This window comes from Paenibacillus sp. B1-35 (genome assembly GCF_050474385.1).
In the GTDB taxonomy this organism is placed as follows: Bacteria; Bacillota; Bacilli; order Paenibacillales; family Paenibacillaceae; genus Paenibacillus_B; species Paenibacillus_B alvei.
Genome location: NZ_JBCHVJ010000001.1, coordinates 46,377 through 72,200 on the forward strand (window position 1 = coordinate 46,377; position 25,824 = coordinate 72,200).

A 25,824-nucleotide genomic window follows, 5' to 3' on the forward strand; every position below is an offset into this window, starting at 1 on the left:
TCGTGTAAGGGGAGTGTTATGAGCGATTGGCATAGTCTAAACTTGCATTTGCAAATGAGGTGGGTGGATGTGACGACTACACTTTATTTTGTAAGACATTGTGAATCACCATATATCGAAGGGCAAGAGCGCTCAAGGGGAATTTCAGCCGTTGGGGAACAAGATGCGATGAAGATCGTCGAGTTGCTGCGCCATATGCCAATTGGTGTTTTTGCATCTAGCCCATATGCTCGGGACACATGGTGACATTATGACCTTGATGATGAATGATTTTGATCCTGCCTACGGATTCGAGTTCTGGGGCTCCACGACAATGCCGGATATTTATAAGCTTGAGCTTGAGGGCATGCGAATGCGCGGAGTCACAAGGCTGTGGCAGAACAATGTACCTGATGCTAGATAGAAAAACCATAGGAACCACTTAAAAGAAAGAAGGTGGGGAGACTTGAAAATTCGCATCATTGGCCCTTGCGGCAGTGGAAAGACATACATAGCCAAGGAATTATCCAGGAAATACAGTGTTCCGTATTATGAGCTTGATAATCTCGTATGGAATCGTACAGAGGAGGAACAGCATCGAAATCCAGTCGAGGTCAGAGACGCACTCCTGATGGACATATTGCAGCAGGACTCGTGGCTTATCGAAGGCGTTCATTACAAGTGGGGGATGGATAGCTTTCGGCAAGCAGATATTATCGTCATTATTAAACCGAATAAGCTGGCAACTCAATTTAGGGTCGTGCGCAGATTTGTGCGAACAAGGCTCGGAATTGAATCAGCCAACTATAAGCAAACACTGCATAATTTATATACGATGCTGTTTGTCTGGAACAAGGATTATTTTGCGAAGAGTCTTCCTGCCATTATGAAGTTAACTGATGAATATGATCGCAAGAGAGTGATTATTGCCAACAACCGTGCATTGCTGAATACGATTGAAAGGCGAGCGCTTTAATTTCCAACAGTTTCTACTTGGGAGGAGAATATTGAACACCTAGGATCTGTGGAAGAAGGGATCTCTTCGTGTGAGAAAGGTATGCTGGATATCAGATCGGAGCGTCACCTAGTATAAGTAGCCGGTAAATGAACAAGGCGATGAGGGAGCGTTATTATGAATGAACTCGTATTTATTAAGGATTATAAAGACATCGATAAATACCGTGTAAGCTTCAATGAATTGGCGCAGCGATCATTCGGCATTCAGTTTGAAGATTGGTATCAGCGAGGATGCTGGAATGATCGGTATATTTGTTATTCCTATGCCGATGGAGATAGAGTCATTGCGAATGTCTCAGTGAATGTAATGGATATCATTGTGAACAATGAAATTCACGAAGCCATTATGATTGGCACGGTCATGACGGATGAAGCGTATCGGAATCAAGGACTGTCGAGAAAGCTAATGGAAATCGTAATCGAAGAATATCAGCAAAAATGCAGCTTTATGTACTTATATGCGAATCGAACGGTTCTCGATTTCTACCCGAAGTTTGGTTTTCGTAAAGTACAAGAACCGGAGTTCTACTCGGTGATAAATACGCAAGTGGCACTCGACCATCGTCCTCACATGCGGAAGCTAAACGTAACAGAGGTACAGGATTGGGAGCTTGTCATGCGATACTATGCTTCACGGAACGTAAGATGTTCGACGTGCGACGCTATTCATGCAGAAGGAATCTTCTCTTGGTATTGCTTGCATGTGTTTGAGGATCATCTGTATTTCATTGAAGAATTAGATGCAGTCGTTATTTTTATGCAAGATGGAAATTCGATACAACTGTACGATGTCCTGTCCCCTAAGCAAATTGATCTTTCGCAACTTGTACATCGGATTGCTACAGAACAGACGGAACGGGTGTACTATCAATTTCATCCTGAGCAAGGTGGATTTAGGGTCGAGTATCCAGAAGCATCAGATGATAATTTATTCATTTTGCCGAATCGTCTTCAATCTCTTGATCACATAAAGCTCCCAAAAATCGCGCAGGCGTAATGAAGCAGGACTTGTCACATGAATAATAAAGTGAAAGAGATTGCGAGAAGGACAATGAGCAAGCGAAAGTCTCACCTTAATTGAGAACGGGGCTTCATTTAACGTGTGGCGGCTCTGTCGGCGAATTTTGGTTGCCCTAAATCGATTGGGAAGGAGAAAGAAAAATAGCCTATCCTCTTCGGAGAGATAGGCTGTTTATGTTGAGGTTAGCTTTAGCTTGATATTATTTCAACTTGCCTTCCCGTATTGCGTCTGTTCGTCGATTGATCCGCTTGCGAAGCAAATTCAACATGGCTTTTTTGAATGGACTCTGCGTATTGTTATAGGCGGAAAAAAATTCATCCGGGCTATCGAAGCAGCCTAAATCCTCTGTGATTGAAAAGTTCTGAATATAGGTGCTGTCGCCACGCCAGCATAAATTGATGTTCTTTTTGTCTTTCACGGAAACGCCGTATCCGATATGGCCCCCATTATAGCTGCAAAGCATTTCTTTTACTTGATATAGGTAAGGATCATCAATAATGACACCTTCTAAAGCGATCCATTTCCCTTGATATTGTACCTCTGTCCAGGCATGAACAATGTTGCGGGGAGCAAATGTATAGACAATGCCGGTAAGTGCTCCCTTTTGCATTTTCTTATCGATATAGAAGCCATGAATACGACAAGGGATTCCGACTCCACGCAGTAAAGCCATAAGCAGGATGCTTTTCGTATTGCACTGGCCATAGCCATCTGCAAGAACTTCTGAGGCGGGTATATCGTCTCCCCGGTTATAACCGAATTTAATTTGATTGCGCACGTAATCGTATATTTGGCGAATCTTTTCGTAGTCATTGGCTTCATTCCAGAATCGTTCTAAGATAAGCTTCTGTATCGTTGGATGGTTATAATCGACTAGCGACGTTGCCTGCAAATAGGATTTCATGTCCATTCCCCCTTCTCCCTTCAACTATAAGGGAGTGGGGGACGTTATACTTTCAAATATCTGCTATGTTGAACAATTGCGCGAGCAGTCATGCCAAGCTTGTCTCTTACCGTTCTTGAAAAATGAGAGGAGCTATTAAAGCCCGCGTCCATAGCAGCCTCGGTCATGGGTTTTCCGTTAAAGATGGCATGAAATGCAGTTTCTAATTTGTGATGAACAAGGTAACTTGCTAGTGAAATGCCAGCCCTATTTTTAAATAGATGGGACAGTCTGCTCTCAGATAGAAATAGTTTCTTACTAAGTGTCTTCACGGTCAATTGATGAGCAGGAATCGTCTCAATTGCTTGCATGATGCTGTGGAGACGTTCATCCAGAACAGATTGCAGGTTGCTGAGGCTGTTATCTGGAAAACCCAATATGTGCTTACATGTGCTCCATGTACTGCCGTAATCGTCAGGATCCTTTATTGAGAATAATTGCGCGATTGCAAGATGCTGCAGCGCTTCTAATTGAATGCTGCTCAGGACATGCATTTTCGAATTCTGTAAATAGGTTCGCTTCAGGTGCTCACCGAATGCGGATTCAGGGTTGACGAGCATATACCATTGCCATTGTCCAAGTCCGTGCAGCTCATGAACGGCATTGGACTGCAAAATGAAGCCAGAGGCTTGATAGGCTTGTTCTTCTATGGTGATCACTACATCTTGCTGGAGGCCGATCGTAAGCTGAATGTAATTATGGCTGTGATTATCTGCCTGTACCTTGTTCGTGAGAAAAGATAAATGGTCGCTGCCAAAATACAAAATAAGGCTGTAGGGACACTCAATCTCAGGCATGTTATTACTCCTCCTATACTGAATTGACAAATGGAGCATTGGCTCGAATTATACCTATCGGTACGATTGAAGTAAAGAGAGTAGGAGCAGTATTGTCGATGTTTTTTAGGCACTTCTTTCTTTGACAGGCTCTGTTGAAGTGGATAATAATAGATATCATGGGAATTGAGGATTTTGTGAAGCATGTTCTGGAATATAGATGACAGACGAACGGAGTGGAGTTCTATGGATAATCGTGTTCAAATTAGACAGGTGGAGCAGTTGGATGAAGAAGTGCTTCACGGGTTATCTTCGTTGTTAATGGACGTCGTGAATGATAATGCATCAATAGGTTTCCTGCCTCCGCTGGATCGTAAGATGGCGGAAGACTATTGGGCCGAAGTACTGCAGCCTGGGATGCGTCTGTGGATTGCAGTAGTTAACGGTCAAGTGTGCGGTACAATTCAACTGCATCTCGCTCAAAAGCCCAATGCCCTTCATCGTGCGGAAGTGGCGAAGCTGATGGTGCACCCATCCCAGCGAAGAATGGGAATTGCCAAGGGGTTGCTGCGTATTGTGGAAGACTGCGCGCACGATGAAGCACGAAGCCTGCTGGTGCTTGATACAAGAGAAGGAGATCCTTCCAACTTGTTGTACCACTCGAATGGGTATATAGAAGCTGGGCGGATTCCGGAATTCGCCAAGTCTGCAGATGGAAGTTACCACGCAACCGTTATTTATTATAAGAAGCTCTAATGGTAACATCGGAGTAATATAGAGGGAGTTGGATACATGACTGAACGAGTCCGGGTAACTACAGGATCACCTTGGGAGCCGTTGGTAGGCTATTGCCGAGTGATACGAGTGGGCAATCAAGTCGAAGTTGCGGGCACAACAGCGATGCGCGATGGTAAAGCGGTCGGTGTGAATGATGCCTATGCGCAAACTACATATATTCTACAAGTTATTTCTGATGCGCTTCACGAAGTTGGGGCCAGTATGTCCGATGTTGTACGAACGAGAATATTCGTCACAGACATATCCAAGTGGGAAGAAATCGGCAGAGCTCACGGTGAATTTTTCCGCGACATTTGCCCGGTAGCTACCATGGTGGAAGTTAAGGCGCTTATCGATCCTGCCCTGCTCGTTGAGATCGAAGTACAGGCGATTGTGACGGACACGGTTGTATAGACGGGGGTACTTGATAGGTGTCAGCTACTGTTGAAGTGACTGTGCGCCATCTATAATTGTCTATGCACATGAAACTAGGAGACTTTTGAGGAGATAGCAAGACTTATGGAAATTGAAATTGTGCCTTACCATTCATCGTGGAAAACGGAATTTCTTGAGAGTGGACGACGGACAAGAGGAGCGCTAGGCGATGCAGCTGCTCGGATCTACCATATTGGTTCTACTTCTGTGGAAGGATTGGCAGCCAAGCCGATTATCGATATTCAAATATCTGTTCGTTCGTGGGATGACTTTGAACATATGGTTCACTAATTCAAGTCGATTGGCTATATTCATCGAGCAGATAATTCAGACAAGACGAAGCGTTATTTCCGTGAAGCTCCGGGTGAGAACGTATGCGATTCCATGAAGCCATTCAATTGTCGAGTGCTTGTAAAATAGGTTCTTGACATAGAGAACAGCAGACAGCAAAGATACTTATAGAGGCATTCTGCACAATTTAATTTTGTTTTTTCTATTTCATCATAATTGAGAGGATGAATCATTTGGAGATTGTTGTTATCATCATTCTTGCTGTAATCGGATTATATATTTGGTATCATTTGATACAATCTGCCGTTGAACAGTCTAAGATGGCCGAGCACATAAAAGAAATAAGAGATATATTAGTGGAAATGCGCATGGGTAACGGGCATACACTCGTTCATGCACCAACTCCACAATCTGTTAACCAAGGCGATGATACTCGTCATTGTGAATGCTGTCCAGGCTGTGGACAACGGGTGAGCAAGGATGAGCGTATTTGTCCAGAGTGTGGATTAACCTTGGTGAACTCATAGAAGCAGGAGAGTGAGATGAATAGCTGGAATCGGAAGTCACAGTTTATTGATATTGCTTTGATTGGGCTGTGTATTGGATTGTTCGTTATATACGGGAGGACTTTTGAGGTCGCGTTGATATGCTCACTAAGTTTTCTCTATATTCTGTTGAGTAAATTTAACTATCGTAAGCATAAGTGGTTCCGCAACGTTTTGCTCATTGGCACAGCAGCATGCCTAATTCTATTTATCGTCATTGAATCGCTTATCCTATCGGAGATGGGCTCGGATGATCGTGATCAGATGCCCGTTGATTATGTAATTGTGCTCGGTACCGGGCTTAAAGGCACTGAGCTATCCGCTACATTGAAAGATAGGCTCGATGCCAGCCTGCCATATATTCGTGCAAATCCTCAAATACCTGTCATCGTCTCGGGAGGCCAGGGACCTGGCGAAGATATACCGGAGGCGGTTGCAATGGCGCAGTATCTTATTCGAAACGGCGTTTCCAAGGAACAAATAATTGTAGAAAGCAAATCGACAACCACGAAAGAAAACTTGCGGTTCTCACAAGCTTTACTTCAAGATAGAGGAGTCTTTAAAACGAACTTGATGATCGTTACGAGTGACTTTCACATGTATCGATCCAAGATGCTTGCTAAGAGAATTGGATTCGCACCATACGGAATCTCCAGCGATTCCCCAACACATCTTAAACCAACGAATATGATTCGCGAATTTCTCGCGATGATTAAGGCTTTTCTTGTGTAACCAATATGGAATAAAGGGAGATGCTCGTGTACCGAAACGGGCTTCTCCCTTTTTTAGAATAGCGGATAAGATGCACTTGAGCCGTTATCTCCATCTGCGTATAAGTGTGTAGACCATTTCTGCGACAAGGATACCCGCAATCACATCCATGAATACATGCTGCTTGATAAACAGTATTGACATGATAATTGACCAAGAAAGGATGTTATGAAAAATACGAAGATAAAAAATGGTTGAAAATAATTGCCAGGCGTAGTAATCTTATTATTGTTTCATGTGAAACGATAATAAGTATTAAAATACAATAACCTCATATAAAACCTTGTTAATACTGTTTCGTAGGAAACTATTATGCACAAAGGAGTGCTCGAAGTGGATCATAACTCGGCATTGAAACATCAAGTTCATGAACTGTACACACAATTTCTTCATCAACAGCAGCTTCAAGAGAAGTTGGAAGGCGAAGCTTTTCTTGAGGAGATTAGAGAATCGGTCTCGGAACACTACAACTTTCATCTAACGGAAATTCACGTGCTGTCCTGCATTGGACATTCCGAGCCCATTAACCTGACAGCTATAGCGGAGAAGATGGGAATTAGCAAGGGGAACATTTCGAAGATCAATAGCAGGCTTTTGAAGGAGGGGTGGATTCGCAAGTCTCAACTGAATGACAACAAGAAGGAGATATACTTTCGGTTGACTCCGATGGGGAAAAAGGTGTTTTCCCTGCATGAACAATATCATGATCGGGCACATCAGTTATTTAATCGCTTTATTAGCCGCTACAGCACAGAGCAGTTGGAGTTCATGAAGCAGCTCCTGCAGGATGGAATAACGGCTATACAGGAGGGACAATTGCTTGTCACTGCACCTGAATCGAAATAAACCAAGATTTGAAAGATAGAGGAGGGAAATATATGCGTTCCAACGCTAAGCTTATTTTATATATCGTCTGTTTAAGTACGTTCTTCGCCTCACTGATGCAAAATATATATTCGCCGATTATCCCTTTATTGAGAGATACTTTTCAGGTATCGTTGTCGATGGTGAATGCTTCTGTATCGGTGTTTATATTTATCGTAGCTATCATGCAGATCGTGTGCGGAGCCCTTATTGATGTGAAGGGGGCACGGTTCATTCTGATGCCTGGTATCGTCATTGCCATAGCTGCCAGCATTGGCTGTGCGGTTACAAAGGATTTTGCTTGGTTTCTCGTGTTTCGAGCATTGCAAGCCGTCGGAACGGCAGCGATTCCGTTAATTGCGGCGACGACAATCGGCAGCTTGTTTCATGGAGCGGAGCGGGGAAGCGCGATGGGATCTTATCAAATGCTGTTGTCCATCGCCCCTGCAGCAGCACCGGTGCTTGGCGGCTTTATCGGAGAAAGATACAGCTATCCAGGTATCTTCTGGTTCCTTACTGCGGTATCTGTTGCCTTGCTGCTCGCCAATGGCTTGTATTATCCGAAGGACACGCCAAAACGAGCGGCATCTATCAATCTTAGAAGCATGGTGGTTCAATATGGAGCTGTATTCCGCAATTCTGTAGGCAGAGGCATTCTCACTCTTGGATTCTTGTATTTCTTCCTGTACTTTGCAATCCTTGTCTACTTGCCTGCACTTTTGACAGATCACTATCATTTGAGTTTGGCCGTTGTCGGCCTGCTTTATTTGCCAATGGCAATTAGTACGATTATCGGAACAGTTGTGTACAAAGCTATTCAAGCTAAGGTTGCTCACAGCAAATTATTCCTTTATGGCAATCTATTAGCGGCAGGCAGTATCATCATTTTTGCTTTGTCAGAATCGTATTCGTTGGCAGGATTATCAATAGGATTAGTATTGTACGGCATAGCTGGCGGGGTAATTGCTCCGCTGTTCTCAACGATGATCAGCAGTGAATTTGAGGAGCAGAGAGCAAGTGCTTTGGGTGTATATAATTTGATTCGTTATATTGGAATGTCTGCTGGGCCGCTCATTTGTGGACTGGTTATTGCAATGCTCGGTTCAAGCATCGGATTTGCTGCTTTTGGCGTATTATTTGCGATACTGACGATATGGGGGGGGAATCGGATTTATGTGCAACCCGTTTCTCATCATGTAGCGAAATAGTTTTGAACGAGCAGTATGGGGGACGAGGTCTATAACATATTGGGATGCTGCCGTGGAACAAGGGATTAAGGCGAGGGATGTGTTGGCAAGTGTCAGTCATTTTTGGTATCATTTTATTATTCGCAGGAATGCGGGGAGCAACTCAAAGTTACATAAAGCGCTATTCTTAGGGGAAAGGAGCTGAACTATGTGGAAATCGTTTAAGCAATGGATTCCAAGTATTTTAATAGCAGTATGTCTTTCACTGTTTATTAAGGCTTATGTTGCAGAGGCTATGAGCGTACCAACAGGCTCGATGATCCCCACGATAGAGAAGAAGGATCACCTCATCGTGGAAAAAATGATGTGGCTTACTAGTTTGCAGAATGGGGACATAGTTGTGTTTCATTCCCCGGTTGCTGAAGAACGGTATGTAAAGCGTCTTATTGGCTTGCCAGGGGATCGTATCGAAGTCAAGAACGGCAAGCTCTATCGAAATGACGCCCCAGTCGATGAGCCTTATATACAAGAGAAAATGAACTACTCCTATGGACCGATTACGGTACCGCAGGATCACTATTTCTTCCTAGGAGATAACCGGAATAATAGCTACGATTCTCACTTATGGGCGAAGCCGTTTGTTAAAAAGGATGAGATTATTGGCAAGGTGCTGGCTATTGTGCCCACACATGTTTTTAGTAAATAGCACGTAATAGTCTTATACAGAAAACCCTCTGCTGGTGAGGCTCAATAGCCGCCAGCAGAGGGTTTCTTTCGTTCCTATTTCGTAACTATGTTTCACTTCATTTACGATTGGTTTGCTGTCTTTTGCAAATGCTTCTTACGTCCGATTTGAATCAACGTCAGGAAGAATGCTGCCAATACGCCGCTTACGAGCAGCATCAGGAAGCAGCCATTCCAGCCGGAGGATTCAACGATAAATCCAACAAGTGCGCTTGCAGTCAAGTTACCGAACAAGTATGCAAACAAGCCAGTCAAACCAACAGTTGTACCTACAGCGAACTTCGGTACGAAGTCGATTGCGCTAAGGCCAATCAAGAACTGCGGTACATAGATGAGACAGCCGATAATGGATACAGCGATTGTAATTACAAGGACGTTCGAAGACTGCCAATATACGAGCGTAGCCAACACGACGCCGACCATGCTGATAATACAGAGCGGCATCCGGTTTCCTTTGAACAACTTGTCGCTAAGTATACCGACGACGAGCGAGCTCACAATGGCTGCCCATTCAAAAACAGCAAATGCAACATGAGATTGCGATTGCGTGAAGCCTTTTTCTTCCGTCAAGTATAATGGTACCCAGTTCAAGACGCCGAAGCGAATGAAGTACACGAATACGTTCGCCAAGCACAGGAACCAAATGAATTTGTTTTTAAGTACATATTTGATCAAGATATCTTTCATAGACAGCTTGTCGCCATCTGGATTGCGTTCTACATCATCATAATCGTTACGATATTCGTCGATTGGCGGAAGGCCGATCGATTGTGGCGTATCCCTGCCGGAGAACCATACGAATACGGCGATAATCATGGCCATAATCGAAGGAACGACGAAAATTGCGGATTGCCAGTAAGCAGAGCCGAGAATCCCTAATGCAACACCGACGATTGGCGCAATGAGGCCTCCGCCGATATTATGCGACGTATTCCAGATTCCCATATAGGTACCGCGCTCTTTCTTCGAGAACCAGTTCGCCAGAACGATACTGCAAGGAGGAGCGCCCATGCCTTGGAACACCCCGTTCACGATAAGCAGCATGAAGATGAGACCGAACGAGGAAGAAGAGCCCATAATAAGGTTAATTATGGCAGACAAAAACAAACCAACAGCGATAAAGCGCTGCGTATGGGCCTTATCCGCCAAGTTCCCCATGAAGAACTTGCTTATTCCATAAGTGACGGCGAGTGCCGCGCTCAACATACCAATTTGAGAAGTGGTAAACCCAAGCTCGTTCTTCAAATAAGGTGTGGATAACGTAAAGTTGCTACGTACTAGGTAGTAGCCTGCATAACCGACAGAAATGCCGATCAATGTACGAATACGAAACATTCGATACATCTTCGCAATCATGTGCTCCGGCAATCGAGGTATGGCGGGAGCTTTTTTCAACCAACCAAACATTTCTCATTCTCCTTGACCTTTTGTGTCTGCACGCAAGTTGTTCCATTGATCCAAAATCTGTTCATGTCTGCGTAGTGAGCTGTGTACGGGAAGTACAGCCGAATTCGAAATATCCTGCTCGTTCTGATGAACGGTAGGAGTACCGAACGATACTTGTTCCAGAACAGCTGCCGCCTCTTGGGACAAGCTGTAATTAATGAACCAGTCCGCAGCGGTCTCATTAGGTGCATTCCGAATTTTAGAGATCCCATTCACAGATAAGCTCGTATCCTTCGGAACACTGCTAACAAGATCGAATCCTGCATCGCGCAGCTTGCGCTGATCTCCAAGGAAATTGACACCGATTACATACTCGCCTGAACTAACGTATTGAGCTGGCATGTAACCATTCACTGTGAGAAGTCCAACATTGCGGATAAGACCCTTTAGAAAGGCCGTTGTTCTCTGCTCGCCCCACGCCTCGTATAAGGAGGAAAGGAATGTATATGCCGTTCCAGAGTAGTTCGGATCGGGCATAACGATTTTCCCTTGGTAAGCAGGAAGCAGTAGATCTTCCCACTTCTTGGGCATCGTTAAGCCTAATGGCGCAAATTCCTTATTCCAACGGTCACGATTGACAGCAATAGACAATTGTTCAATTTCATATCCAGCCCAATACCCGTCTTCATCCTTGAAGAAACTAGGAATGGCAGCGAGATTCGCGCTGCGGATAGGGGAGGAGAGATTCTCCTGCTTCATTGTCATATGTGCGTCAATCGTTCCGCCGATGACGAGATCCGCTTGCGGCTTGGCAGATTCCTGTGTAACACGCCGCAATATTTCTTCAGTGGACAAACGAATGTACTCGTACGTACAGCCCGTTCGTTGACAGAAGGAGGATAGCAATGCGCTTCCGACTTCCTCACGAGCGGCGACGTATGCAACAATATGGCGCCCATTTAATTGGGGCACACCTTGCTCATCTACGGTGATCGTATTTTGATCTTTGGTACAGCCTGCCTGCGTGAATAGGCAGATAAATAATAGAAGGTATAGGAATTGTCTCATTTTGATTGTGCCCCTATGTTCTTTCCATGAAGTAGCGACCCCAATTCTGTCCGCAAATAGATTGAATTGCCGTTGTCATCGCCCATGTATTCCATGACGATGTAATCGGCGTATACGACCATATGCAGCAGATTGTTGCGGTCATTCAGCATCTCATTATCCTGCTTGAATGCGGTAAGATAACCGAGCGGCTTTTGCTTGCGCAGCAGCAGCTGTTTAATTTCAACCAGATCTTTTATTTCAGATGCCTGTCTAATATGAGATACCAAGTAACCCTTTTCATCATCTTGCAGACTTCCCTGAACACCATCTATTCGATAGGTCAGTTCTTTAGAAGAGCGAATAAATTCTGCATAATGTTCTGGCGTATAGAACAGACTTAACAGCTGCGTCTGCATAGCAGAAAGCATAGGAGTCTCGTGTCCTGGGCCGTAGGACCACTTGCCAAGGGTAAAGGTATTATCGAGCGAGAAGGCCTGCTCACTTCCATTCAAATAGCGAATTCGTCCGGTGAACATGGCTTGTCCTTCATCTCTCGCAGTCATATTCTGTTTCGGTTCATACTGCTGCTTAATGCGATCCACGTAGGATATAAATGCATGCAAACTAACCTCATCATTGACTTGGAGAGTTCCCCATTTCCCATGAAAGATAGTTGCTTGCACAGGAAGGGAATCGCTTACTTTTTGCAGTACTTCATGCTTATCATAGATAAGGCCGACTTTTTGATAGACTTGTTCATTCAAGTAATAGCCGGCGATTGACAGCACCAGGATGACACCTCCAAATAGAAAGGCATTCCTTAACATCTTGTTCATCCTTCATTATTCTCCTTCGATAGCATAAACGACTATCATTTCATAATCGCCTCGTAATTGTTTCGTAAATGTATTATTTCGTGAAAATCGGCAGCGGATGTGAATCAAGTGCTGCTGGTGACCGGAAGGCTAGAGTTATTGTCGTTCCGATCCCTTCCTCTGAATGGATGGACATTTCTCCGCCTTGCTGGGCCATTAATTGTTTACAGATGAGCAGACCAAAGCCATTGCCTTTACTTGAGCTTAACGTATCATCTTCAGAAGCATTCTCGAACCGTTCAATAAGCGCATGACTTAAACCGATCCCATCATCGTGGAATGCGATCGATACATACTGCTCACTTGAAATATGTTCAATTTTTAGTTCTGAAGCATCGCTATACTTAATTGCATTATCAAGCAGATTCAAAAAGATTTGCTTCGTCTTGTCAGGGTCAGCCACCACCATTGTAGGCATTAGTTGATTGTGAAGCTGAATCTGGTATCTGTCTAATCGAGGCTGGACCGCATACACCGCCTCCTCCGTAATCGATGCGATATCACAGATCGTTGGAGAGACCGAGAACGGACTGCTGCCGTACTTGGATTGTGTCAGCAGTTCTTCGACAAGCGCAAGCATGCGCTCACTTTCAATGGATATATGATATAAGCTCTGTTCTATATCCTCGGCTGATTTCAGACGCGGAATTAAATTCGAGTACCCCATAATCGCGGTAAGCGGTGTCTTTAATTCGTGGGTTACTCGATCTAGAAAGTCTCGCTGCTTGTCCTTTTCACGGCTTAATTGCTGCACATGCAGCTCGATTGCGTCCGCCATTGCATGGAAGGAGTGAGCGAGCTGGCTGATTTCTTCATAAGCGCTTAATTCAATGCGAGTACTATAGTTGCCGCTGGCAAGCTTCTTCGCCATATCTCGCAGCTGCTCAATTGGTTTGCTTAACGATTTCGCGAAGCGATTGGCAATAAGCACAGCAACGGCAAGAATCATTAGGAAAGCAATTGCAAAGGTCGCATTCATTCGATTCAGCAATTGCGCCTCTTCCTCCAACGGTTGAAGGAAACGAATCAAGCCGATGACCTGATTGTCCACATAGATAGGACTTGAGAACAGGAGCAGCGGAGAAGGAGAAGCTTTTTGAATCATATACGATTTGGTGCCATGCAGAGCTTGCTCCGTATCTTGATTTACATAGGACAGCGAACCTCGTTCCGTATCCGCAAGGACATGCTGCTGTGTATTCATGATCTGTACCCGAACGCCCATTCGTTTGGACAGATAAGAGGCAATAAGCGGAGCCCCTTTCTGAAGTGTTTCTTTTGGTTCGCCCTGCTGCTCGCGTTCCACATAATTAATCGTATAAATTTGAGCCTCGACGCTTAGCTTCTGCAGAGAATGTACAGCCGATTGATAAATATTGTTCTGCAATGAAATATTGAGCACAATATACAGAAACAGCATGACGGGAATAAAAAGAGCTAATAGTGCCAAATAAATTCGTTTTTGCAAAGTCATCAGCGATCCACCTTGTTCAATTGGCTGTTCAACAATCGATTTTATAGCCGACGCCGTAAATCGTCTTGATGCGCTCGCCTTCATGGCCGAGCTTCTTGCGAAGGCGTTGGATCATAATATCGACGGCTCTCGTATTTTCAGGATAATCGAGTTTCCACACCTTCATGAGAAGGTCGTCGCGGGTAAAGATGCGCTGCTTGTTCGATAGCAGTAGAAGAAGCAAATCATATTCTCGATATGTTAGTATCAATGGTTCATCATGTACATATATAGTGCGCTTCGCTTGATCTACCCGGAACGGCCCGAATTGGATAAGGGCAGCGCTGGTGTCCATTTGCGCTTGCTTATTAAGTCTGCGTTCAATTACCTTAATGCGGAGCAGCAGCTCCGTGCTGTGAAATGGCTTGACAAGGTAATCATCCGCACCCAGCTGCAATCCAAGCAGCTTGTCATTGATTTGTCCCTTAGCGGTAAGCATAATGATGGGGATGTCAGGGTTGCTGCTTCGGAATTCACGCAGCAATTGATACCCGTCTGTATCGGGCAGCATCACATCGAGAATAATGAAATCAATTTGCTGTGTTCGCCACTGTTCATGTGCAGCGTTTCCACTAGCAGCGGTATGTACCGTGTAGCCTTCAATCTCTAAATTGAGACGGATGAGATTTAGGATGCTCTCTTCGTCGTCCACAACAAGAATATTCATGGTGTCCTCCTTGTGAATTGATGATCCGAACATACGTAAAAAAGCAGCCTTAATAAGGCCGCTGCTGGCATGTTGAACGGTAATAAGTGCACTTACTCCTAACTGTACACGATAAGCATCGCTTGCATACATGGTAATATTAACTAATATATGGTTCTTAAGACCTATAAATAGTTATTTATAACCTGCAATATATTCAAAATTAATCATTTATATAGTATGATTGTCGCATATAAACGGTTGCTTTGGAAATGATGGAAAATGCCTATCAACAAAGGGAAAGAAGGTGACAGGAAATGGGGCATGTTCATCATATTCAGGGGACATATGATATGTTTCTCGTTATTGTTTCTTATTTAATCGCTGTAACAGCATCCTACTCTGCACTCGATTTGGCAAGTCGAATTAGTATGAGTAAGGGGAGCAAAAGGTTAATCTGGCTGGTATGTGGAGCAACATCTATGGGGCTTGGCATATGGTCTATGCATTTTGTAGGGATGTTGTCCATGTCATTGCCCGTAAAGGTTTCTTACCACATCGATGATGTTGTCATTTCGGTCATTCTCGCAATATCTGTATCAAGCATTTCTCTATTCACTATAGCGAGGAAGAAGATCGGCATCATGGAACTTGTTTTATCTGGTTTAATAATGGCAGTTGGGATATCAGGCATGCATTATGTCGGCATGGAAGCGATGATGATTGGAATTACATATGATACGAGTCTTGTCATTCTATCTGTTGCTATTTCGGTATCCGCTTCTGCGGTAGCTTTGTGGCTGCTTTTTTATTACCGCACGGATCAACAGGACAGCGGGACTTGGTACAAGCTAGGGAGTGCGCTAATTATGGGAGGTGGAATTGCAGGGATGCATTACACTGGCATGTACGCAGCTCATTTCTATATTGATCCGAGCAAGAGTCGGCGTTCCACATTGCTGATCGATCCGGCTGTGCTCGCGTATATTATTGCATGTGCGACATTTCTACTTCTTGGCATGACCTTGTTCGGCATATTTATTACGAAGCGACTATCCCAGAAGGATTCGGTCATCCAAGAGCATGCAGGTTGGTATCGAAGCTTGTACGAGAACAATGTAGATGGAATCATATCAGTAGATACAAATGGTCGAATTATTAGCATGAACCCTGCGGTTATTCAAATGATTGGGGGGAGTGCGGAAGAATACATACTCCAAAATATTTCAAATATCGAAGCAAATATTGCGGAAGGAGAAGATGAAGGAACCCGAAAGGTATATCATAGCCAAAGAAGTTTCGCGACACATAGCTATGATACGGCAGTTATGGCCAAGGATGGCCGCCGCTTAGAACTTAAAATTAATATTGTTCCCGTAGAGATTGAAGGTGAGCTAGCAGGAAATCATATTATCGCGCGAGATATTACGGAAGAGAAACAGGCTAAGGAGCAGATTAAGCATTTAGCTTATCATGATGACCTGACGGGGCTGCCGAATCGCCGTATGTTCAATGAAATTTTAGCCAAGCTAATTCAAGAGAGCGAACGGGATGGGAGGTATTTTGGTGTTATGGCCTTGGATATCGACAGGTTCAAACTGATTAATGACTCGCTTGGACATACGTACGGCGATATTTTCTTGCAGGCCGTGAGCAAACGAATTATCTCCAGTGTTGCCGGCTATGAAGCGACGATTTCCCGACTCGGTGGCGATGAATTTATCGTACTCTGCCGTACGAATCCGGAGGGAACAGAATGTGAGGAATTGGCCACACGTATCGTAGAGGAAATGCGGCAGCCTTTCCATTTGAAGGATAATGATTTTTATATCTCCACTAGTGTCGGTACGGCTATTTATCCGAAGGACAGCGAGGATCCGGTTGAGTTGATTAAGAAGGCAGATGCTGCGATGTATGAGGTGAAGAAGCATGGCAAGAACGGCCATCAATTTTATACCCCTGACTTGGATGTAGGCTTACTCGGCAAGATTGAGCTCGAAGGTGATTTGCGCAAGGCCGTACAGCGAAATGAGCTTGTGCTGCACTATCAACCGCAAGTAAGTACAGAAGACAGTAAAATTATCGGCGTGGAAGCGTTAGTGAGATGGAATCATCCAACACGAGGCTTGTTGATGCCAGGTGCATTCATACCATTAGCCGAAGATACGGGAATGATTAGTGAAATCGGCAATTGGGTCATTCGAGAGGCTTGCCGGCAAATGAAGGAATGGCATGATGCGGGAGGGCCATTGATACCTGTATCTGTCAACCTGTCCACACAACAGTTCCACCATTCGAACCTCACAGAACAAGTGAGGGTGGTGCTGCATGAGACAGGCCTTCCATCACAATATTTGGTACTCGAAATTACGGAAAGCATGATGATGGATGCGGGCATTTCCACAACGATATTGCATGAGCTTAATAAGCTTGGCATACGCATCAGCTTGGACGATTTCGGTACAGGGTATAGCTCGCTAAGTTACTTGAAGACGTTCCCGATACATAAGCTGAAGATTGATAAATCGTTCATTGCAGATATCTCTAGCAACGAAAATGACAAAGCAATCGTAGCAACCATTATTTCGATGGCGCAGCATCTAAAGCTGGATGTGATTGCAGAAGGAATTGAGACGAAGGAACAACTGGACATTTTGACAGAGAAGGAATGTCGGAAAATACAAGGATACTATTTCAGCAAACCGCTGCCTGCGGCTGATGTTGAAACCTCATTTTTTGTGCCGCTTCGCCAGATGGAATTCGCTCAAGATTAAAATTATTTTTTATTAATACAAATGATTATGTAGACATATGAAATTGTTGTCTTCATAGTCTAAAAGAATTATAATGCTTTAACTTTAATAGCATTTTTCGATTATTTTCAAGAGGGATGGGAACGTACCGTAATTCCGAGAATTGGCATAACGGATGTATTAAATTGCATTTATGCAACAAATTGGTTTTTAATTTGCGACTTAAGTCATGGAAATGGTTCTTTTTTGATTTTTTTGAGATATCCTACCAAGTACTTTTGTGAAACCGTGTCTATAGGTAAGAGGAACCTTTGCAGAGCAGGACGTTCTCGGTAAGATGGGGTCGAGACGAATAGTGAGTATATGTTCATATAGTCTCATCATAAGGTTCGTATGCAAAAGACTTAAAGACACGGGAAGGGGATAGTACGAATGAGTAAACAGCACGGCTGGAATAAAAATGTTAAAACGCTTATCCTTTCTTGCGGAATGGTTGTACTAGGTGCGGCAATGACAGGCGGCTTTGCCGATACAGTATCCGCTCACGGTTACATGGAAGGCCCGGCAAGCAGAGCGCTGCTGTGCAAGCAAGGAGAGAATAAAACATGCGGCGCAATTCAGTATGAGCCGCAAAGTGTAGAGGCAAAAGGGAATTTCCCAACGGGTGGACCAAAAGACGGAGAAATAACAGGTGGCGGCATTTTCCCGGAATTGTTCGAGCAATCTGCTGACCGCTGGTCGAAGGTGACGCTTCATGGCGGCAAGAACACAATGTCTTGGCATTTAACGGCGCCACATAGCACGAAGGAATGGAAATATTACATTACGAAAAAAGATTGGAATCCGAACGAACCTTTGAAGCGCTCGGATCTGGAGTTATTCGCATCGTTCCAGGACGGAGGCAAAAAGCCTCAAACAAAAGTATCGCATGAAGTAAATATTCCTACAGATCGCAGCGGCTATCACATTATTTTGGGTGTGTGGGAAATCGCGGATACAGGCAATGCATTCTATCAAGTTGTAGACGTCAACTTGATCAATAATGGAGAGGTGCAGCCTCCTACTGTACCATCGAAGCTCGTTTCGAACACGCAAACGGCTTCCAGCATTGAGCTTAGCTGGGCAGCATCCAATGCATCGAACGGAATCAAGCACTATGAAGTGTACCGCAACGGTGTGTTAGCAGGAACATCCAATACTACCTCCTACGTAGATAAAGGACTGACTGCTTCCACTTCGTATACGTATACAGTTGTAGCGGTTGATGGTGCGAATAACCGTTCTGAGGCAAGCAGTCCACTTGCTGTATCAACAAAGCAATCTGTTGTGGATACGGAAGCACCTTCTGTTCCAGACAATGTACGAGCACCGCATCAAATGACGACAAGCGTTCATCTTGTGTGGGATGCATCGAAGGATAATGTCGGTGTAGCGAATTATGAAGTATACCGTAATGGGGCTCTAGCAGGCACAGCGGTCGAGCCTTCGTTCATGGATCATGGCCTCAAGCCAGAAACGACATATACGTACACAGTAGTAGCTGTCGATGAAGCGGGCAATCGATCTACACCAAGTGCAGCACTGCAAGTGACGACAAAGCCTGAAGAGGAGACGTCTACAACGTGGGACAGTGCTAAAGTATATGTTGGGGGCAATCGCGTAACCTATCAAGGTCTTGAATATGAAGCGAAGTGGTGGACACAAGGCGATAAGCCAGGCTCTTCTGACGTGTGGAAACTGCTCAGCGATACAGCGCTGGAATGGAATGCCGCGACTGCATATGATGGTCAAGCTAAGGTTACCTATGAAGACCATACGTATCAAGCAAAATGGTGGACAAAAGGCGAAACACCAGGAAAAGCGGATGTATGGCAGCTAGTTAAATAATTGTTGAGTTTTATAGCAATTTTTCTTTGTTCCATATAGAAGAATAGTATGTATCCATATGGATTTCGATTTGGATTACAAGAAGCCGTTCTAATAACGAATGAAGCTGGTGAAAGTGATTTTTGCTCACCTGTTCACGTTTGAGGGCGGCTTTTTTGTTGAAGTGTCGTACCCGTTTACATTCTGTTTACATTCATTGATTATGATGGACTCAATCGCACATGCTGATGATAAATAAGGAGTTGGGGATCAATGGATAGAGAATTAGAAGGTATGAAGGGCTCACTCGGAAATTGGCGACAATTTTTGCGCGTCATCAATGAGACCAAGCCATCAAAATTGATGTTATTTATTGCATTATTAATGAGTATCGGCTCAACCGCAGTATCACTGGTTATTCCGATGTTCACGAAGGGGATGGTGGACAACTTCTCCTTGTCCAAGCTGGATACGATGCAGATTGTGGCTTTGGCTGCAGCGTTCATCATACAGACAGTAGCTTCTGGCTTGTCGATATACATGTTGAATCTCATTGGACAACGGGTAGTTGCTGGCTTGCGGGATCGGTTGTGGAAGAAGCTGCTGATAATGCCCGTATCCTATTATGATGAGAACAAAACAGGCGAAACAGTAAGCCGGATTACGAATGATACCGGAATTGTAAAAGGCTTCATTACCGAGCATTTATCAAGCTTTTTTACAGGAATTGTATCCGTTATCGGTTCGTTTATTGTATTGCTGTACTTGGACTGGCAGATGACAGCGATTATGCTGGTAGTCATTCCGCTCGCGGCGCTCATTCTTTTCCCACTGGGCAAGCAAATGTTCAAAATATCGAAGGGTATGCAGGATGAGACTGCATCTTTCACAGCCGTATTAAGTCAAGTATTGTCTGAGATTCGCCTCGTAAAAGCATCAAATGCTGAATCCAGGGAGTATGAGAATGGCCGTAAGGGGATTAATAACCTGCTTCACTTTGGAATTAAAGAAGGTGTCGTTCAGGCGATGATCGCGCCAATCATTTCATTTGTGTTAATGGTGCTGCTTGTCGTAATTATTGGATATGGCGGTATGCGGGTATCCTCTGGCGTATTGTCTGCGGGTGAATTGGTTGCCTTCATTCTATATTTGGTTCAAATCGTGATGCCTATGAGTCAGTTGTCTATGTTCTTCACACAGTTGCAGAAGGCGATTGGGGCAACTGATCACATGATCACCATTTTTGATGCAGAGGAAGAAGATCATGTGAACGGGAAGCAAGTGGAGCAGGCGAATCAAACGATTCATGTGGAACATGTCCACTTTGCTTATGCACAAGGAGAGCCTATACTAGAAGATATAAGCTTCACGATTCCTGCTGGTAAAGTAACGGCGATCGTAGGGCCGAGCGGCGGAGGGAAGACGACACTATTCTCCCTGTTCGAACGATTCTATTTGCCAACTTCAGGTACGATTAAACTGGGCAAGGATGATATCAATGATTTTTCCTTACAATCTTGGAGAGCTCAAATCGGGTATGTATCTCAAGAAAGTCCGCTTATCGATGGGACGATTCGGGAAAATATATGCTATGGAATGAACCGTGAAGTGACGGATGAGGAATTGGAACGTGCTGCGCAAATGGCTTATGCGGATGGCTTCATTAAAGAACTTGCCGATGGATATGAGACAGCTGTAGGAGAACGCGGAATTAAGCTGTCTGGCGGGCAACGCCAGCGGATAGCCATTGCTCGGGCGCTGCTGCGCAATCCGCGTATTTTGATGTTGGATGAGGCTACATCCGCATTGGATAGCAAATCGGAAATAGTGGTGCAGAAAGCATTGAACAATTTAATGCAGGGTCGTACAACGCTTGTCATTGCACACCGTTTGTCTACTGTAGTCGATGCAGATCAGATCGTATTTGTAGAGAAGGGGCGTCTGACAGGCTGCGGAACCCATGCAACTCTGTTTGAAAGTCATGAGATGTACCATGAATTCGCTTCACAGCAGCTTCGCATCCACGATGAATCGGAAGAAGCTTGCTAGATAGGAAGAAAGGCGGCGTAGGCAAGATGGCAACTATACTCGTCGTAGACGATGATCCGCATATTCGCAAGCTAGTCACCGTATTTTTGCAAAAGGAGGGCTTCAGAACGATTGAAGCCCCCGATGGTGTTGAAGCGCTGAACCAAATGGAGGTCAATAAGGTCGACTTGGTCGTGCTTGATATTATGATGCCGAACATGGATGGGTGGGAGTTATGCCGGGAACTAAGGGCGCTGTATGATATTCCGCTTCTCATGTTGACGGCTAAGGGTGACACGTCGCAGAAGGTGAAAGGCTTCAATCTTGGTACGGATGATTATTTAGTGAAGCCGTTCGATCCGTTGGAACTGGTTGTGCGTGTAAAGGCGCTGCTCAAGCGGTATCAAATTGCTGTATCCAAGCTTGTCCAATTTGGCCGGATTGCGATGGATCAGCATACATTCGAGGTTATATTGGGAGATGCGAAGATTCCGCTGCCGATGAAGGAATTTGAGCTGTTGTTCAAGCTAGGCGGTTATCCGGGCAAGACCTTCTCCAGAGAACAACTGATTGAGGATATATGGGGCTTTGACTTTGAAGGCAACGAGCGAACGCTCGATGTCCATATCAATCGCTTGCGAGAGAAATTTCCAGAGCAGGAGTATGGCTTCAAGATTAAGACGATCCGTGGACTAGGCTATCGGCTAGAGGTGCTCGAATGACCCTTCGTAAGCGATATGCAGCCTTTAAGCTGACAAAAACAGGTCGGGTTCTGAAATTTATTACAGGGATCGGCACTATATTACTGATCATTTTGGGAGTTTGGTCATTGTCCTATTTCATTAATCCGTATCTGATGAATTGGCTGGGGTGGAGACGGGACAGCTATTGGGCCTTTCTCGTTTTATGTGTGATGGGCGTGCTATTTTTCATCATGGTTCTTGCGATTATGTTCCCATTTATGCGTATGAAGCATGTTAAATTTTATCAATTGATTCTTGATGCGCTAAAAAAAATTTCCCAAGGAAACTTTGACGTCAGTATCCCGATGCATGAGGATTTCCGAGATGAATACGGCTCTCTCGTCGAGGGGATTAACCAAATGGCGGATAGCTTAGGGGTAATGGAGCAGATGCGACAGGAATTTATATCGAATGTGTCACATGAGATTCAATCGCCGCTAACTTCAATTCGCGGGTTTGCCCGTGCTTTGCAAAGTGAGGAGATAAGCGAGGAAGAGCGGCAAAATTACCTGCAAATCATTGAAATGGAAACGATGAGGCTCTCCAAGCTTAGTGAGAACCTGCTGAAGCTAACCTCACTGGAATCAGAGCATCATCCAATGGAGCTGAAAAGCTATCGCTTGGATCAGCAGCTTCGCAATATTGCGCTCGTCAGTGAGCCGCAATGGCTGGAAAAGAAAATTGAGCTGGATCTGAATCTGGACAAAATCGAGATTGTTGCAAATCAAGAAATGCTGAGTCAAGTATGGATGAATCTTGTACACAATGCGATCAAGTTTACACCTGAGGGTGGTTCGATTCATATTGAAGCGCATCAGATGGGGCATATCGTGGAGGTAAATGTTGCGGATAGTGGTATCGGAATTGATGAAGCGCATATCCCACATCTGTTTGAACGATTTTTCAAGGCAGATGCATCACGGAACCGTGCCGCCGGGGGCAATGGGCTGGGACTATCTATCGTGCAGAAAATTGTTCAGCTTCACCATGGGGTGATTGACGTTACAAGTGTAAAGGGGGAGGGAGCAACGTTCTCAGTCAAGCTTCCCTTGGATGCTTCCGTCCAATCTGTGACCCGAAATGAAGACAGCGCCGTTTCACAAAATTAGGGTGAGCGGCGCTTTTGTTTTTATGGATGTTAGACGGTATGTGTCATTGTTTTTTTCTCGGTATAGAAAGCGTGCTCCATTCCTCAGATTTCAACTGCTTAGCTGTATATACAATCTGACCTACATGGTAGGCGTAATGGGACATTTGTCGTTCAATAGCTTCGATGACGGTATGCGGCTGTTGGCGTATTGTAATTGTTTTGGTAAGATCGTCTGCTGTTAGCGAATGAAGCGTATCCAGAAAAACCCTCCACCCTTGATTCCACACGTCCAGCAGCGCTTCCCGGCTTCTCATGCTGCCCTCGAATTCTCCGTCGCGATCCCGATTCTGTTTCTCCCCGTCAGTTGTGAGGAAATCGGTCCACCGTGAGATCATATTGCCGCTCATATGCTGCACGATCACGGCAATGCTGTTCGATTCCTCGTTGTAAGACCAGTTCCACTCATTTTCGTTTAACTGCTCAAACGTTCGTTCAGCCATCTTTTTCAACTCGACAAATCTCTCAGTTACGACATGGAGATAATGGTTGGCGATAGAGATTTCCGCCTGGGTCATCATCGAAAACTCCTCCTTTATCTGTCTGAGATCTTAGGTATAATACTCATAGGTGAGAATTTCCTTGTTTCCTTTATGTTGGTAGTGCTTACTCGTATTATGCACCTTAAATGGGTTGTGGGCAATGAGGAGGAGTAAATTTTTGAATCACGAGTTCTGTAATGAAAATAAATGTGACCATATTAGTAGTGACCATAGAGAATGTTTTGAAAAAAGGACGGAACGGCGGATTGTTAGGAGGTTATGTGAATGGAGAAGAGAATCCAGCGGCGTTTTTATGCTGTGCTTACATGTTGTATCGTATTCTGTATATCTGCAATCCTTATGGTGAGTGAATATAGAGGCGGTAAAGAGATGCTGTCGGAAACGATGTTCGTTGCGAGCGTATCCCTCTTTTTAGCGATGGGCAATACGGCAGTTCTGCTCAGTTTGCTTGCACAGCGGCGGACAATGAGGAAAACGGAATAAGATGATTTCAGCAGCTTACTAATTTCTTTGTAAGCTGCTTTTTTATGTAATGAACAGTTTTTGCGATATCCTCAGAGAAATCAGATGAAATTCGACCCGTCGCATGTAGAATGTTATGATATTCACAATAAGATGGATTACATAAGCAGCCAGGGATGTTCAGTAGTTTAGAAGGAGGTGCACCATCGTGTATTTTGACCGCGAAACGATACGAAATAGATTGCACGCCCAGTTAACATCGAATGGGCATATTATTGGCGTTGCAGCGGGAGCGGGGATATCTGCAAGATATGCGGTTAAGGGTGGCGCTGATTTCATCTTGGCCTTGAATTCGGGTCGCTTCAGACAGATGGGACTGAGCTCATTAGGGGGACTTTTGCCTTTCGGCAATTGCAATGAGATGGTTATGGAATTTGGCTCGAAGGAAATTGTACCGCTCGTGAGAGAGGTGCCGGTATTATTCGGCTTATGCGCGACGGATCCAACCATACAATTAGAAGCCTATATACAAGAAATACGCGATAAAGGATTTTCAGGGATTAATAATTATCCGACTGTAGGACTGATTGGCGGCGTGTACGGGGAGGCGCTTCAGGAAGAGGGGATTGGCTTCGATGCAGAAGTGGAGGCTATTCGGATTGCGAGCAGTATGGGAATGTTCACGATTGCGTTCGTGTTCAATCGGGAGCAGGCGTGTCAGATGGCGGATGCGGGAGCGGATGTGATCTGCGCGCACTTAGGATTTACCAAGGGCGGCATATTGGGTGCGGCGAAGGTGCTCTCCTTGAAGGCAGCTGCAGAATTAGCGTCAGATATTTTCCAAGCTTGCCAAGATAGTAATCCCCATGTATTCAAAATGATATATGGCGGTCCTGTCAATACGCCGACAGATGTGAAGTACATGTATGACAATACAGGGGCGGTTGGTTACCTGGGAGGATCATCCTTCGAACGAATCCCATCGGAGGCTGCAATTACGAAGACAGCGATTGATTTCAAGGAAGTGGGGCTAACAGAGCAGGACAAGCTGCTGCATAAAATGCTGGAGGGTGTGACGAAACATTACGATTACGTACAGTTCGTGAAGGAATACGTGGAGACGAATTATAGGAATGACATCTCGTTTGCGGAGCTGGCACAGGTTGCGCACATTTCAAGAACACATCTCAGTCATTTGTTCAAAAAAGAAGTCGGATGCACATTCCCGGAGTACCTGACACGATTCCGAATCAATAAGGCGATCGAGCTTATGAAGGAGAGTGAGTTGGAACTGTCAGAGCTCTCTAGTCTGGTCGGCTACAATGATTACGCACATTTCAGCAAAACGTTTAAAAAGAAGACAGGGAAATCCCCGAGAGAATACCAACGACAATACAAAAACACATGAATATCGTACAAATACACATGTATCCGAACAGGATTCAGCCTATACTTGAATGGTAAGCCGGCTTAGATAGTAGTTCATATACTTCCACTTGATA

At 44.6% G+C, this 25,824-nt stretch carries 27 protein-coding genes; 19 read left to right on the plus strand and 8 right to left on the minus strand.

Features of this window, described 5'->3' with window-relative positions:
- Positions 1-69 precede the first annotated feature (69 nt).
- The 4 genes from ACQ5BJ_RS00255 (at position 70) to ACQ5BJ_RS00270 (ending at position 1,993) form a co-directional block, all read left to right on the plus strand.
- Positions 70-246: a histidine phosphatase family protein gene (locus ACQ5BJ_RS00255; protein WP_005549745.1), complete on the plus strand. Its 177-nt coding sequence runs from the start codon at positions 70-72 to the stop codon at positions 244-246.
- A 10-nt stretch (positions 247-256) separates the two neighbouring features.
- Positions 257-403 carry a hypothetical protein gene (locus tag ACQ5BJ_RS00260; protein ID WP_327194821.1) on the plus strand — a complete coding sequence of 49 codons (147 nt, stop codon included), beginning with the start codon at positions 257-259 and terminating at the stop codon, positions 401-403.
- A 42-nt stretch (positions 404-445) separates the two neighbouring features.
- A complete protein-coding gene (locus ACQ5BJ_RS00265; RefSeq protein WP_005549744.1) occupies positions 446-955 on the plus strand; it encodes an AAA family ATPase in 510 nt (169 codons plus the stop codon).
- 156 nt (positions 956-1,111) lie between these two features.
- The gene (locus ACQ5BJ_RS00270) at positions 1,112-1,993 is read left to right on the plus strand and encodes a GNAT family N-acetyltransferase (RefSeq protein WP_005549743.1); all 882 of its coding nucleotides are present in this window, start codon (positions 1,112-1,114) and stop codon (positions 1,991-1,993) included.
- Positions 1,994-2,216: 223 nt separating this feature from the next.
- On the opposite strand, the gene ACQ5BJ_RS00275 is transcribed toward ACQ5BJ_RS00270, so the two are convergent.
- Positions 2,217-2,921, minus strand: a complete 705-nt coding sequence (locus ACQ5BJ_RS00275; RefSeq protein WP_262866793.1) for a transglutaminase-like domain-containing protein — start codon at positions 2,919-2,921, stop codon at positions 2,217-2,219.
- A 44-nt stretch (positions 2,922-2,965) separates the two neighbouring features.
- The gene (locus tag ACQ5BJ_RS00280; RefSeq protein ID WP_430107758.1) at positions 2,966-3,757 is read right to left on the minus strand and encodes a helix-turn-helix domain-containing protein; all 792 of its coding nucleotides are present in this window, start codon (positions 3,755-3,757) and stop codon (positions 2,966-2,968) included.
- Positions 3,758-3,982: 225 nt separating this feature from the next.
- On the opposite strand from ACQ5BJ_RS00280, the gene ACQ5BJ_RS00285 reads away from it, so the two are divergent.
- From ACQ5BJ_RS00285 to lepB, 8 genes are all read left to right on the plus strand, one after another.
- Positions 3,983-4,492, plus strand: coding sequence for a GNAT family N-acetyltransferase (locus tag ACQ5BJ_RS00285; RefSeq protein WP_289355283.1), 510 nt, complete (start codon positions 3,983-3,985; stop codon positions 4,490-4,492).
- A gap of 36 nt (positions 4,493-4,528) precedes the next feature.
- Positions 4,529-4,927 (plus strand): RidA family protein, encoded by a 399-nt coding sequence (locus tag ACQ5BJ_RS00290; protein ID WP_005549737.1) that lies wholly within the window; start codon positions 4,529-4,531, stop codon positions 4,925-4,927.
- Positions 4,928-5,032: 105 nt separating this feature from the next.
- Complete coding sequence (locus tag ACQ5BJ_RS00295; RefSeq protein WP_430107761.1) at positions 5,033-5,239, plus strand: GrpB family protein; 207 nt, start codon at positions 5,033-5,035, stop codon at positions 5,237-5,239.
- A gap of 224 nt (positions 5,240-5,463) precedes the next feature.
- On the plus strand, positions 5,464-5,766 hold the full coding sequence (locus ACQ5BJ_RS00300; protein ID WP_430107764.1) for a hypothetical protein: 303 nt from the start codon (positions 5,464-5,466) through the stop codon (positions 5,764-5,766).
- 15 nt (positions 5,767-5,781) lie between these two features.
- Positions 5,782-6,516, plus strand: coding sequence for a YdcF family protein (locus tag ACQ5BJ_RS00305; RefSeq protein ID WP_005549731.1), 735 nt, complete (start codon positions 5,782-5,784; stop codon positions 6,514-6,516).
- 372 nt (positions 6,517-6,888) lie between these two features.
- Complete coding sequence (locus tag ACQ5BJ_RS00310) at positions 6,889-7,401, plus strand: MarR family transcriptional regulator (protein ID WP_040736477.1); 513 nt, start codon at positions 6,889-6,891, stop codon at positions 7,399-7,401.
- Positions 7,402-7,433: 32 nt separating this feature from the next.
- The gene (locus tag ACQ5BJ_RS00315; RefSeq protein ID WP_268619833.1) at positions 7,434-8,627 is read left to right on the plus strand and encodes an MFS transporter; all 1,194 of its coding nucleotides are present in this window, start codon (positions 7,434-7,436) and stop codon (positions 8,625-8,627) included.
- A 187-nt stretch (positions 8,628-8,814) separates the two neighbouring features.
- Positions 8,815-9,312: a signal peptidase I gene (gene lepB / locus ACQ5BJ_RS00320; protein ID WP_005549728.1), complete on the plus strand. Its 498-nt coding sequence runs from the start codon at positions 8,815-8,817 to the stop codon at positions 9,310-9,312.
- Positions 9,313-9,413: 101 nt separating this feature from the next.
- Here lepB and ACQ5BJ_RS00325 read toward each other — a convergent pair whose 3' ends face one another.
- The 5 genes from ACQ5BJ_RS00325 to ACQ5BJ_RS00345 form a co-directional block, all read right to left on the minus strand.
- Positions 9,414-10,757: an MFS transporter gene (locus ACQ5BJ_RS00325; RefSeq protein WP_005549727.1), complete on the minus strand. Its 1,344-nt coding sequence runs from the start codon at positions 10,755-10,757 to the stop codon at positions 9,414-9,416.
- 3 nt (positions 10,758-10,760) lie between these two features.
- Positions 10,761-11,804: an ABC transporter substrate-binding protein gene (locus tag ACQ5BJ_RS00330; protein ID WP_005549726.1), complete on the minus strand. Its 1,044-nt coding sequence runs from the start codon at positions 11,802-11,804 to the stop codon at positions 10,761-10,763.
- Complete coding sequence (locus ACQ5BJ_RS00335) at positions 11,801-12,622, minus strand: DUF3919 family protein (protein WP_005549725.1); 822 nt, start codon at positions 12,620-12,622, stop codon at positions 11,801-11,803. The genes ACQ5BJ_RS00330 and ACQ5BJ_RS00335 overlap by 4 nt, the downstream gene beginning before the upstream one ends.
- A 73-nt stretch (positions 12,623-12,695) precedes the next feature.
- Complete coding sequence (locus tag ACQ5BJ_RS00340; protein ID WP_268619831.1) at positions 12,696-14,135, minus strand: sensor histidine kinase; 1,440 nt, start codon at positions 14,133-14,135, stop codon at positions 12,696-12,698.
- Positions 14,136-14,163: 28 nt separating this feature from the next.
- Positions 14,164-14,841, minus strand: a complete 678-nt coding sequence (locus ACQ5BJ_RS00345; protein ID WP_005549722.1) for a response regulator transcription factor — start codon at positions 14,839-14,841, stop codon at positions 14,164-14,166.
- A gap of 332 nt (positions 14,842-15,173) precedes the next feature.
- On the opposite strand from ACQ5BJ_RS00345, the gene ACQ5BJ_RS00350 reads away from it, so the two are divergent.
- From ACQ5BJ_RS00350 to ACQ5BJ_RS00370, 5 genes are all read left to right on the plus strand, one after another.
- Complete coding sequence (locus ACQ5BJ_RS00350; protein WP_430107771.1) at positions 15,174-17,594, plus strand: EAL domain-containing protein; 2,421 nt, start codon at positions 15,174-15,176, stop codon at positions 17,592-17,594.
- Between the two features lie 411 nt (positions 17,595-18,005).
- Positions 18,006-19,460 (plus strand): lytic polysaccharide monooxygenase, encoded by a 1,455-nt coding sequence (locus ACQ5BJ_RS00355; RefSeq protein ID WP_163978997.1) that lies wholly within the window; start codon positions 18,006-18,008, stop codon positions 19,458-19,460.
- A 252-nt stretch (positions 19,461-19,712) separates the two neighbouring features.
- A complete protein-coding gene (locus tag ACQ5BJ_RS00360) occupies positions 19,713-21,488 on the plus strand; it encodes an ABC transporter ATP-binding protein (RefSeq protein WP_005549718.1) in 1,776 nt (591 codons plus the stop codon).
- A 26-nt stretch (positions 21,489-21,514) separates the two neighbouring features.
- Positions 21,515-22,189 (plus strand): response regulator transcription factor, encoded by a 675-nt coding sequence (locus ACQ5BJ_RS00365; RefSeq protein ID WP_005549717.1) that lies wholly within the window; start codon positions 21,515-21,517, stop codon positions 22,187-22,189.
- A complete protein-coding gene (locus ACQ5BJ_RS00370) occupies positions 22,186-23,319 on the plus strand; it encodes an ATP-binding protein (protein WP_268594627.1) in 1,134 nt (377 codons plus the stop codon). The genes ACQ5BJ_RS00365 and ACQ5BJ_RS00370 overlap by 4 nt, the downstream gene beginning before the upstream one ends.
- Positions 23,320-23,362: 43 nt before the next feature.
- Here ACQ5BJ_RS00370 and ACQ5BJ_RS00375 read toward each other — a convergent pair whose 3' ends face one another.
- Positions 23,363-23,878 carry a DUF1572 family protein gene (locus ACQ5BJ_RS00375; RefSeq protein WP_430107777.1) on the minus strand — a complete coding sequence of 172 codons (516 nt, stop codon included), beginning with the start codon at positions 23,876-23,878 and terminating at the stop codon, positions 23,363-23,365.
- Positions 23,879-24,124: 246 nt separating this feature from the next.
- On the opposite strand from ACQ5BJ_RS00375, the gene ACQ5BJ_RS00380 reads away from it, so the two are divergent.
- Complete coding sequence (locus ACQ5BJ_RS00380) at positions 24,125-24,343, plus strand: hypothetical protein (RefSeq protein WP_268619826.1); 219 nt, start codon at positions 24,125-24,127, stop codon at positions 24,341-24,343.
- A gap of 187 nt (positions 24,344-24,530) precedes the next feature.
- Entirely contained in the window at positions 24,531-25,730 is a 1,200-nt protein-coding gene (locus ACQ5BJ_RS00385) for a phosphoenolpyruvate hydrolase family protein (RefSeq protein WP_171418592.1), read from the plus strand.
- The last annotated feature ends 94 nt before the right edge of the window (positions 25,731-25,824 follow it).

Bases quoted from the DNA above. Each gene is read 5' to 3' on its own strand.
- ACQ5BJ_RS00365 (WP_005549717.1), top strand. From the start codon at position 21,515: ATGGCAACTATACTCGTCGTAGACGATGATCCGCATATTCGCAAGCTA.
- ACQ5BJ_RS00300 (WP_430107764.1), top strand. From the start codon at position 5,464: ATGAATCATTTGGAGATTGTTGTTATCATCATTCTTGCTGTAATCGGA.
- ACQ5BJ_RS00330 (WP_005549726.1), bottom strand. From the start codon at position 11,804: ATGAGACAATTCCTATACCTTCTATTATTTATCTGCCTATTCACGCAG.
- ACQ5BJ_RS00340 (WP_268619831.1), bottom strand. From the start codon at position 14,135: ATGACTTTGCAAAAACGAATTTATTTGGCACTATTAGCTCTTTTTATT.
- ACQ5BJ_RS00305 (WP_005549731.1), top strand. From the start codon at position 5,782: ATGAATAGCTGGAATCGGAAGTCACAGTTTATTGATATTGCTTTGATT.
- ACQ5BJ_RS00290 (WP_005549737.1), top strand. From the start codon at position 4,529: ATGACTGAACGAGTCCGGGTAACTACAGGATCACCTTGGGAGCCGTTG.
- ACQ5BJ_RS00355 (WP_163978997.1), top strand. From the start codon at position 18,006: ATGAGTAAACAGCACGGCTGGAATAAAAATGTTAAAACGCTTATCCTT.
- ACQ5BJ_RS00360 (WP_005549718.1), top strand. From the start codon at position 19,713: ATGGATAGAGAATTAGAAGGTATGAAGGGCTCACTCGGAAATTGGCGA.
- ACQ5BJ_RS00335 (WP_005549725.1), bottom strand. From the start codon at position 12,622: ATGAACAAGATGTTAAGGAATGCCTTTCTATTTGGAGGTGTCATCCTG.
- ACQ5BJ_RS00350 (WP_430107771.1), top strand. From the start codon at position 15,174: ATGTTTCTCGTTATTGTTTCTTATTTAATCGCTGTAACAGCATCCTAC.
- ACQ5BJ_RS00285 (WP_289355283.1), top strand. From the start codon at position 3,983: ATGGATAATCGTGTTCAAATTAGACAGGTGGAGCAGTTGGATGAAGAA.
- ACQ5BJ_RS00295 (WP_430107761.1), top strand. From the start codon at position 5,033: ATGGAAATTGAAATTGTGCCTTACCATTCATCGTGGAAAACGGAATTT.
- ACQ5BJ_RS00380 (WP_268619826.1), top strand. From the start codon at position 24,125: ATGGAGAAGAGAATCCAGCGGCGTTTTTATGCTGTGCTTACATGTTGT.
- ACQ5BJ_RS00375 (WP_430107777.1), bottom strand. From the start codon at position 23,878: ATGATGACCCAGGCGGAAATCTCTATCGCCAACCATTATCTCCATGTC.
- lepB (WP_005549728.1), top strand. From the start codon at position 8,815: ATGTGGAAATCGTTTAAGCAATGGATTCCAAGTATTTTAATAGCAGTA.
- ACQ5BJ_RS00370 (WP_268594627.1), top strand. From the start codon at position 22,186: ATGACCCTTCGTAAGCGATATGCAGCCTTTAAGCTGACAAAAACAGGT.
- ACQ5BJ_RS00270 (WP_005549743.1), top strand. From the start codon at position 1,112: ATGAATGAACTCGTATTTATTAAGGATTATAAAGACATCGATAAATAC.
- ACQ5BJ_RS00325 (WP_005549727.1), bottom strand. From the start codon at position 10,757: ATGTTTGGTTGGTTGAAAAAAGCTCCCGCCATACCTCGATTGCCGGAG.
- ACQ5BJ_RS00315 (WP_268619833.1), top strand. From the start codon at position 7,434: ATGCGTTCCAACGCTAAGCTTATTTTATATATCGTCTGTTTAAGTACG.
- ACQ5BJ_RS00275 (WP_262866793.1), bottom strand. From the start codon at position 2,921: ATGAAATCCTATTTGCAGGCAACGTCGCTAGTCGATTATAACCATCCA.
- ACQ5BJ_RS00280 (WP_430107758.1), bottom strand. From the start codon at position 3,757: ATGCCTGAGATTGAGTGTCCCTACAGCCTTATTTTGTATTTTGGCAGC.
- ACQ5BJ_RS00345 (WP_005549722.1), bottom strand. From the start codon at position 14,841: ATGAATATTCTTGTTGTGGACGACGAAGAGAGCATCCTAAATCTCATC.